Here is a 9,915-nt window from a genome sequence, read left to right as displayed (position 1 = left end):
TATTAAATTAATTCATCGGCTGTGTTCCGTTAAATGACGATTAAGTCCAATTACGTGGAAATTTATCTATGAAAGCAAGTAGTAATAAAGTTGCCGATCAGTTTGATGCCGCGATATCACGGAATGGTTATAATGCAGTAAGCGAGTTTTTTCAGTATCATGCGCGTGGTGAAGACTTAGTGATTAACGGTAAGCCTTCTTACTCCAATGAAGATGCTGGATTACAAATTACTCGCACTGATCAAACGTGGAATGGTAAATACGTTTTTGATCAGCCGGTAAAACTGACTTATTCATTTTTAGATAGTGTTACTCGAATTCCGGGGGGCGATAAGGGTTTTGTTAAATTTAACCCCGCACAAATTGCCACTGCTAAATTATCATTACAGTCATGGTCAGATGCTGCCAATATTACATTCACAGAAATCACACCCAACCAAAAAGCTAATATTACATTTGGCAATTTTACACTTTCTCACGACGGGTCACTGGCTGATTCACAGGCCTATGCACTTTTGCCTGGCAGTGGAAGTTCATCTGGTTCTACCTGGTACAATTATAACGTCGATAATATACGCCACCCGGATACCATGGAATATGGACGGCAAACACTAACCCATGAAATAGGGCATGCTCTAGGCCTTAGCCATCCCGGTAATTATAATGCAGGGGAGGGGACACCGACTTATAAAGATGTGACCTATGCGGAAGATACCCGTCAGTTCAGTATTATGAGTTATTGGAACGAAAAAAATACCGGAGGCGATAACAAAGGGCATTATGCTGCTGCACCGATGTTGGATGATATTGCTGCTATTCAGCATTTATACGGAGCGAATATGACGACCCGCACCGGTGATACCATATACGGTTTTCATTCCAATACCAATCGTGATTATTACACTGCTGCGGACAGCAGTAAGGCATTAATCTTTTCGGTCTGGGATGCCGATGGTAACGATACCTTTGATTTTTCCGGTTATAGCAATGATCAACGTATTAACTTGCATGAGAAATCCTTCACTGATGTCGGTGGTCTGAAGGGCAACGTTTCCATTGCGGCCGGTGTGACTATCGAAAATGCGATTGGTGGCTCAGGTAACGATATCATCGTGGGTAACGACGCTCGTAATACCTTAATGGGAGGTAATGGTAATGATATCTTGTTCGGCGATGGCGGTGCTGATGTGTTGTGGGGTGGGGCAGGTAAAGATATTTTTGTATTTGGCAAAGTTAGTGACTCCACCCCACAAGCTGCTGATTGGATAATGGATTTTGAACGTGGCATTGACAAGATTGATCTTTCAGCTTTCAATTTTGCCAACAGTGGTGGCTTCCATTTTGTTAATAGTTTCAGCGGTAAAGCAGGCGAAGCTATGCTGACTTATGATGCTGGAAGCAATGTTAGTGAGCTAGCATTAAATAATGTGACAGGCGATCATTCATTCTCCGATTTTTTAGTGAAAATAATTGGGCAGCCAGCACAAGAAACAGATTTTATTGTTTGATAACCTATATTTATGAAACAAAAATAACGTCTAATGAGTTTTATTAGACGTTATTAGTAAGTTAAACCAGGAATGATGAGGTTATATAGTGATATCGTCTGTGCTTTATGCATGTAATTAGATGTTTTGGTTTTGTTGATTTTAATTACCATTCCTTGATTTTAATAATTCAAAGCATATAATTAGAATGCATCGTGATGATTCGATAATTATTTTTTACCTATTAATTAGTCGGCAAATTATATTATGTCATAGTATAGCTTTATGTGATGCCACTACAAAGGATATGACATGGATTCACTTTCTTACATGGGGGAATATCTATCCATTAATTAATGTGGGCTGTCGACGTGGTGGTGAATTTAATTAATTACAAGGAACTTGACGTTGAAATCAATCAATAAAATAGCTAATGATCAGATCGATAACACTATTAACCAAAGTGGCTATAGTGCTGTCATTGATTTATTCCGTGACTCAGTTCGAGGCGATGGTTTTACTACGTCAAGTGGAAAGATTAGTTTTGATTTAGGTAAGTCGGCTCTGCAGTTAAACCGCAGCGAACTAAATTGGAATGGAAAAACGACCTTAGGGCACGATGTTGATCTGACTTATTCATTCCTCGATTTGCAGTCTCAAAAATCGGATGATGTTCACGGGTTTATTAAATTCAATCCTGAGCAAGTGGCACAAACTAAATTTTCACTGCAATCCTGGTCTGATGTCGCTAATATCCACTTCACCGAGGTGGGGCCAACCGAAAAAGCCAATATTACGTTGGGCAACTATTCATTAACGGCTGATGGGCAGTTGGCGGGAGGGCAGGCATATACCAGTTCCAGTTATACTTCTGGTCCTAACGAAAGAATTGCTGATACCAGCACTTGGTATAATTACAATATGGATAATATCCGAGAGCCAGAGAAAATGGAGTATGGCCGCTTGACTCTGGCGCACGAATTGGGACATGCACTTGGTCTGAGTCACCCTGCGAATTATAACGCCGGACAGGGTAATACTTTTGCCAAGGATGCGGTTTATGGTGAAGATACTCGTCAGTTCAGTATCATGAGTTATTGGGATGCTTGGCAATCCGGGGCTGACCATCAGGGGCACTACGCGTCAACGCCACTGGTGGATGATATTTTTGCAATTCAGCGTCTTTACGGTGCGAATATGGATACCCGCACGGAAGATAATATCTATGGTTTCAACTCCAACACTCAGCGCGACTCTTTTACCCTGACAGATAGCAGTGATCAGAAAGTATTCTCTGTTTGGGATGCGGGCGGCATTGATACCTTTGATTTCTCAGGCTATAGCGTTGATCAACGTATCAATCTGGAAGAAGCTGCTTTTTCTGATGTCGGGGGATTAAAAGCTAACGTTTCAATCGCCGCCAACGTGACGATTGAGAATGCCATTGGTGGTTCTGGTAATGATGTTCTGGTGGGTAATGGAGCAGATAACGAACTACGTGGTGGCGCAGGCAATGATGTTCTGTTCGGCGGCGGCGGTGCAGATAAACTTTGGGGGGGCAGCGGTAGCGATATTTTCGTTTTCGGCCGGACCACGGATTCTTCACCAAGTGCGCCAGACTGGATCATGGATTTTGAGGGCGGTATAGATAAAATCGATTTATCCGTTTTTAATACTGGCAGCGGTGGTATTCACTTTGTCGATCATTTTAGCGGTTCTGCCAGTGAAGCATTATTAACTTATGATCCGCAGACTAATATCAGCGATTTGGCATTAAATGTTGATGGCGGGCAATTATTACCTGATTTTCTTGTGAAAATTGTGGGGCAGCCAACTCAGGCAACTGATTTTATTGTTTGATGTGATTGCTATCCAACGTCTGGTTGATTTAATCAGACGTTTTTATCACGTATTACAGAAGTAGTAATTAAAAAACTCTCAACCGTGTTAGAGATGAAAATAGCATATAAATCAAGAATAATGAGTTTTATAGTTGCATGTAGAGTGGGTTAATTATTGCTGAATGCCTCTTTATATTATGAATTATGGAACAGTCTGATCTAAAGATAGCGTTTATCCTATAAGGCTGTGCTGATAAGAGTAAACCAGCGTCCGGGTGATAAGCCGAGCACTGTTTATAAAGGAGTATTTATGGTGAAGAGGTCATTACGTCAACCTTATCGGTCACTGTTTGGTGCCATATTGGCGATATCAACTTTAATGAGTTCAGGAGCGATTATGGCGAGCAGTCTGGTGCTACCGAATGCCAGTGATTTAAGTGGTCAATGGCAATTACAGTTAAATAGCTCTGTTGTGAAAGTCTGCGGCATTGAGCTGAAATCCACGGCAATTAAACCCAACTTGACCTGGCATGCCAGCGGAGAATCCTCCTGCCTTAAACAGTTACTTGGTAGTGCTCCGCAGGGCTGGCGTCCAACACCGGACGGCATTACTTTAACTGATGGGACTGGTAATGCATTGGCATTTTTTGAACGAGCACAAGAAGGTTATGAAATGACTTTGCCGGATAATACCGGAGTGGTCACATTGCGCCGTATACCGAATTAACACCAATCTACTTCATCTAATGACTTTATTTTTTTCCTTGAGAGGTAAAGCCATAAACATAATATTTCGCTTGTCAGAAAACCATTAAAGGAAAGATATGGTTTCTCATTCAATTCCTAATTATGACCGATTGCGAGAAGCGCTGGGTGCATGTCGTCAGAGTTTCTACGGTGTGGGCGTATTCAGTGCCATTATTAATATACTGATGTTGGCACCTTCCTTGTATATGTTGCAGGTGTATGACCGGGTTTTGGCTTCGGGTAATGAGATGACATTGCTGATGCTAACATTACTCATGGTTGGCTTATGTTTTTTTATGGGAGCGCTAGAGTGGGTGCGTAGTCTGGTGGTTATCCGTCTTGGTACCCGACTGGATTTGCGTCTCAATCAACAGGTTTTCAATGCGGCTTTTGAGCGTAACTTGCGTGATGGTGATGCCAAAGCAGGACAGGCGTTAACGGATTTAACTCAATTACGCCAGTTTGTCACCGGTAATGCTCTGTTTGCCTTCTTCGATGCGCCTTGGTTTCCGTTATTTCTCGCTGTGGTTTTCCTGTTACATCCGTGGCTGGGTCTGCTGGCGTTGGGCGGTGCTATTTTTCTGATCATCCTCACCTGGTTAAACCAACGTATTACCCACCACCCATTGGCGCAAGCCAATAAGCTGTCAATGCAAGCAACCCATCAGGCCAATACGCATTTACGCAATGCGGAAGTGATTGAAGCGATGGGAATGTTAGGCAATATGCGTAAGCGCTGGTTAGCGCAGCACTATGGTTTTATCCGCCAGCAGAATCTGGCGAGTGAACGTTCTGCGGCTGTGACTGCTTTATCGAAAAGCTCGCGCATTGTTTTACAATCTTTGATGCTAGGTTTGGGGGCATTACTGGCGGTAAACGGTGAGATTACCGCGGGTATGATGATCGCCGGATCGATTTTGGTCGGGCGAGTGCTTAGTCCTATCGACCAGTTAATTGGGGTCTGGAAGCAATGGGTTGCAGCACGTCAAGCCTGGAACCGCTTGCATTTACTGTTACACAATCATCCCCATCGTGAAGACAGCATGACTTTGCCAGCACCGACAGGTGAGCTGAGTGTTGAACACCTCACTTTCCGTCCCAATACCAATCAACCTCCGCGTTTGCATAATATTCATTTTTCTCTTAATGCGGGGGAGACTTTGGGGATTCTGGGTGCTTCCGGCTCGGGAAAATCCACTTTGGCACGCTTGTTAGTTGCAGTACAAGCGCCGAGTCAAGGGACTGTGCGGCTGGATTCAGCCGATATGAATCAGTTAGACAAAGAAGTATCGGGTGCATATATCGGCTACCTTCCACAAGATATTCAATTATTCAGCGGTACTCTGGCGGAGAACATTGCCCGATTCGGTACCACTAACAGTGAGAAAGTGGTTGCCGCTGCAAAGTTGGCCGGGGTTCATGAGCTGATCCTCTCACTGCCTCAAGGTTATGACACGGAGCTTGGTGAGAGTGGTGCGGGTCTGTCGGGCGGTCAACGCCAACGGATAGCGCTGGCAAGAGCAGTATATGGTGATCCCTGTTTTTTGGTGCTGGATGAGCCGAATGCCAGTCTGGATACCACCGGGGATCGTGCCCTGTTGACGGCACTGGATGCGCTACAAAAACGCGGTTGTACCTTGGTGTTGATCACTCATCGTCCTGCGTTGACCGCTCGTGCCCATAAGTTATTGATCCTGAATCAGGGGCAACAGCAGCGATTTGGTCCGGCAGGCGAAGTGATGGCCGAACTACAGCAGCTAAATGCGTCTAATCAGCCTGAACTAAAGCGCGCTGCGCAAACAACAGGCATACCGGGTTGAGTGGCAATAAGAAGAGAAGCAAGTCATATGTCCGAACACAATAAAAAAACGGAACAGGCATTTTTGCAGGAAATACAACGCAGTGAGAATCGGGCATTGTCTTGGGGATGGGGGTTGGTATTGGCCGGTTTTGGCGGTTTTATCCTTTGGGCTCTACTGGCCCCGTTGGATAAAGGGGTTCCGATTACGGGTACTGTGGTGGTTTCGGGCAACCGAAAAGCCATTCAGCACCCCGAAGGCGGTATTGTTGACCACATTATGGTTCATGATGGCGACAGGGTAGTTGCCGGTGAAGTGCTACTGACTTTAAATGCTGTCAGGGTACGCTCCGCCAGTAATGGACTAACATCGCAGTACTATCAGTTGCTGGCGAACGAAGCTCGTTTATTGGCCGAGCAAAAGGGGGATAAACAGTTGGTGGAGACGCCTCGTTTACAACAAGTGAAGCGGCAGACTGGTATGGATGAAATGCTGGCCTTACAACAACTACTACTTGATAGCCGCCAGCAAGCATTACAGTTGGAAAGTGATGGATTACGCGCCAATATTGCCGGTTTACAGGCCGCGATGGGGGCGCAGAAGCAAGTTCTTGGTAGTAAGAATAGCCAAAAGCAAGCATTGTCCCAACAGTTGGATGGATTGAAATCGTTAGCGGATGAGAACTATGTCCCGCGCAATAAAATGCTGGAAAGTAAGCAGCTTTATGCGCAACTTAACGGCGAAATAGCGCAGATTGTCGGCGAAATCAAGCGGGGCGAGCGGGAAGTACAGGAACAAAATTTCCGTATCCAACTGCGTCAACAAGAATATCGGAAAGAGGTCAACACCCAGATGGCGGAAGTGCAATCCACCATAACTGAAGTGTTCAGCCAGTTGGAAAAAGCGAATTTCGATCTGGCAAATATACAAATGCGGTCGCCGGTAGCCGGTACTGTGGTGGAGATGAAAGTCTTTACCGAAGGTGGTGTTATCGCGGCAGGCCAGTCTCTGATGGAAATTTTGCCTGATGATCAACCGCTCTTTGTGGATGCGCGAGTACCGGTAGAAATGGTGGATAAAATCCACTCTGGCTTAGCGGTGGAATTGCAGTTTACAGCGTTTAATCAGAGCACTACGCCGAAAGTAGAAGGGACGGTAAAATTGTTGTCGGCTGACCGGATATTAGATGAACGAACGCAAGAGCCTTATTACAGTTTACGGGTAGAAGTCAGTGAGGCGGCGCGGCAGACGTTGGATCACTTAGAAATCAAGCCTGGTATGCCGGTTCAAGGATTTGTCCGTACCGGTGAACGCTCAATGATTAATTATCTATTTAAGCCATTGATGGATCGCTTGCACATAGCATTAACGGAAGAGTAGGGAGCATTGGATGCCATTAACTTTACGAATCATTTTTTTCATCCTGTTAGTGTTACCTGAGCGGGGAAATGCACTGGGATTACTCGATGCATGGGAATTGGCAGTACATAATGATCCACAATTTCGGGCCGCGGGTTATGAGCGGGATGCAGGGCAAGAGGAGGTTTCTTTAGGTTTATCTGGTTTATTACCCTCCTTGCAATACAGCTATGGGGCAAACACCAATTACTCCACAGTGAGTCAGGCTGATAACCGTAGTAACAGTAAGGTAAAACGGGATTACGATAGCTATGTCTCCATGCTGTCTTTGCGGCAACCATTAATTGATTACGGCGCCTATGCCCGCTATCGCCAAGGCATTGCGCGTAAGTTATTCGCAGATCAACATTATCGGGATAAAAGTCAGGAATTGATCGTCCGGCTGTATCGGGCTTATAGCAGCGCCTTATTAGCTCAGGAAAAAACAGCCCTATTAAATGCCCAATTACGTGCTTATGAGGAACAAATCCAACTGAATCGTCGGTTATTGGTTGCCGGGGAGGGCACACAAACAGATATTGATGAAACGGCTGCACGCCTGACGTTGACTCAGGTACAACTTATTGAGCAACAAGATGTGTTGGATAGCCAGTTAACCGAACTGGATAATATGATCGGTCGATCGGTTAATTTGGCAGAGTTACGGCCATTAACGTTGGACGCTTTGCCACAGAATATCAGCGATGGCCGCACATTGGCGCAGTGGCGCAATCTGGCTATTCGCTATAATGCCCGTCTTGCCGGCCAGCGGGAGAATCTGGATGCCAAACATTATGAAATAGAAAACAGTCGTAGCGGTCATCTGCCGACCTTGCAACTGGTGGCCTCCTCCCGTAATTCTCGCTCTGAAGCGGAATATAATTATAACCAGAAATATGATACGCAAAACATTGGTCTACAGTTGAATGTGCCTATTTATGCTGGGGGGAGTGTTTCCAGTGCGACTCGGCAGGCAACGGCACACTATCAACAGTCGCAGGCGGAACTCGATCAAGAAACCAGACAGGTATTGGCGGAGCTCAAACGCCAGTTCAATCTCACGAGTAGTGGTGCCGCCAAAATACGTGCGTGGCAAATGACGGTAGATTCAGCGCAAAAGGTACTGCTGGCTACCCGTCGCAGCGTATTGGGTGGTGAACGAATCAATCTGGATGTCTTATTGGCTGAGCAGCAACTGTATAACTCGCGGCGGGATTTGGCAGAAGCGAAATACAGTTGGCTCCAATCATGGCTAGAGCTACGCTACAACGCAGGGACTTTGCAAGAAAATGATATTCTGCAATTAGCTGCGTGGTTTGAGCCAGAGAAACGCTAAAACTGGTTGTCACTCCCAACCTCAGAGCAGACACTTCAAGCCTGAATGTTCCGAGATAACGTTTTTGCATCAATAAGCTCCTCTTCTATAGCGGCTTAGACATCAAGTTTACGGCCAGTCAGCCATTCCACCATTGCCGGGTCGCGATGCGAGAAGAACGCGCTGGTTGCGGTATCAAGAGCGGCTATCTGTAGCATGTATTCAGAACTGAGTTCAAAATCGAGAATGTTGCTATTCTCTTCCATACGCTCTTTTCGCACTGATTTTGCCAGCGAAATGATGCCGCGTTGGAAGATCCAGCGCAGGACAACCTGACCCACGCTTTTGCCGTATTTCTCACCAATCGCAGTTAATACGGGATGCTGGAATAGCCCGTTTTTCCCTTCAGCAAAAGGTGCCCAGGCTTCAGGTTGAATCCCATGGCTTTGCATCCACGGTGCTGCATGCAGTTGCTGGTTGAAGGGGGTTAACTTCAATCTGGTTCACGGCGGGGGCGACTTTATTGAATGCAACAAGATCTGCAAGTCTGTCGGGATGAAAATTGCTCACGCCAATAGAGCGGATTTTTCCGGCCTGCTGTAGTTCTTCCATTGCCCGCCATGCACCATGGATATCACCGTAGGGCTGGTGATAAGGTACAGGTCAACATAGTCCAGTTGCAGGCGATTCAGTGAACGTTCGAACTGTGCTTTAGCCCCTTCATAATGGGTATCTGTACGCTCCGTGCAGTGAACTCTACGGGTCGACGCAACGCTATCCTTAAAGACGGGGGGCGGTGCCATGCTGAGGTGTGGACAAACACATATCGAAAGTGCCTCCCTATCTGTTCATATATCATTCAGAGCCCACACCAATTGTGTTAACGTTCGTAAAGGCGAAGACCCAATGCTGATGGATAAAGGGAACTAAACTATTTGGTATTAGTGGTTATCCCGCTGGATGCACGATTTATGCTTACGACCCGGCAATCAAGCAAGTATTCAGTTGTTCTACTATGAAGAAAGAATTCCTAAAACGGTTGTTTGAAGAGTCGCGAACAAAAAATTGATACCGTAATAAACGTGAGATATCCCTATGCCGATATTCTAGAAAGTAGCTGACTGGCCGCTACTGGGTGGCCAGTTGCCAGTTGCTCACTGGGAGGAACGAATACCATTGATATAATAGAAAGATAATTTTCAATAGGAGCAAATACTATTGCCAGATAATTCTTAATCTAGAATCGTACTCGATTAACCATACAATATAAGAAGAGGTCAGAGTTCATTCACCTTTATAAGATATGTTATGCTGACCAGATTAACGCC

The 9,915-nt window shown here is 45.5% G+C and carries 6 protein-coding genes and 1 pseudogene; 6 read left to right on the top strand and 1 reads right to left on the bottom strand.

The window, feature by feature from the left end; genetic code table 11:
• The first annotated feature begins 68 nt into the window (after positions 1-68).
• From V2A85_RS19140 to V2A85_RS19115, 6 genes are all read left to right on the top strand, one after another.
• Complete coding sequence (locus tag V2A85_RS19140) at positions 69-1,508, top strand: serralysin family metalloprotease (protein WP_420072111.1); 1,440 nt, start codon at positions 69-71, stop codon at positions 1,506-1,508.
• 387 nt (positions 1,509-1,895) lie between these two features.
• Positions 1,896-3,347 carry a serralysin family metalloprotease gene (locus tag V2A85_RS19135; protein WP_420072110.1) on the top strand — a complete coding sequence of 484 codons (1,452 nt, stop codon included), beginning with the start codon at positions 1,896-1,898 and terminating at the stop codon, positions 3,345-3,347.
• A 291-nt stretch (positions 3,348-3,638) separates the two neighbouring features.
• A complete protein-coding gene (locus V2A85_RS19130) occupies positions 3,639-4,055 on the top strand; it encodes a protease inhibitor Inh/omp19 family protein (protein ID WP_050086261.1) in 417 nt (138 codons plus the stop codon).
• 97 nt (positions 4,056-4,152) lie between these two features.
• Entirely contained in the window at positions 4,153-5,895 is a 1,743-nt protein-coding gene (locus tag V2A85_RS19125) for a type I secretion system permease/ATPase (protein ID WP_420072109.1), read from the top strand.
• 27 nt (positions 5,896-5,922) lie between these two features.
• A complete protein-coding gene (locus V2A85_RS19120) occupies positions 5,923-7,254 on the top strand; it encodes an HlyD family type I secretion periplasmic adaptor subunit (RefSeq protein ID WP_420072108.1) in 1,332 nt (443 codons plus the stop codon).
• A 10-nt stretch (positions 7,255-7,264) separates the two neighbouring features.
• Positions 7,265-8,608 carry a TolC family outer membrane protein gene (locus tag V2A85_RS19115; RefSeq protein WP_420072107.1) on the top strand — a complete coding sequence of 448 codons (1,344 nt, stop codon included), beginning with the start codon at positions 7,265-7,267 and terminating at the stop codon, positions 8,606-8,608.
• A gap of 95 nt (positions 8,609-8,703) precedes the next feature.
• On the opposite strand, the pseudogene V2A85_RS19110 reads toward V2A85_RS19115, so the two are convergent.
• A pseudogene (locus tag V2A85_RS19110) lies at positions 8,704-9,321 on the bottom strand (aldo/keto reductase); the annotation flags it as partial.
• Between the last annotated feature and the right edge of the window lie 594 nt (positions 9,322-9,915).

The organism is Yersinia sp. 1252 StPb PI (genome assembly GCF_048593885.1).
In the GTDB taxonomy this organism is placed as follows: Bacteria; Pseudomonadota; Gammaproteobacteria; order Enterobacterales; family Enterobacteriaceae; genus Yersinia; species Yersinia enterocolitica_E.
Note: the sequence above shows the minus strand (reverse complement) of the source record. Positions and strands in the feature narration are given on the sequence as shown.

Coding starts and splice junctions, on each gene's coding strand:
- V2A85_RS19140 (WP_420072111.1), top strand. CDS start 69: ATGAAAGCAAGTAGTAATAAAGTTGCCGATCAGTTTGATGCCGCGATA.
- V2A85_RS19130 (WP_050086261.1), top strand. CDS start 3,639: ATGGTGAAGAGGTCATTACGTCAACCTTATCGGTCACTGTTTGGTGCC.
- V2A85_RS19125 (WP_420072109.1), top strand. CDS start 4,153: ATGGTTTCTCATTCAATTCCTAATTATGACCGATTGCGAGAAGCGCTG.
- V2A85_RS19120 (WP_420072108.1), top strand. CDS start 5,923: ATGTCCGAACACAATAAAAAAACGGAACAGGCATTTTTGCAGGAAATA.
- V2A85_RS19115 (WP_420072107.1), top strand. CDS start 7,265: ATGCCATTAACTTTACGAATCATTTTTTTCATCCTGTTAGTGTTACCT.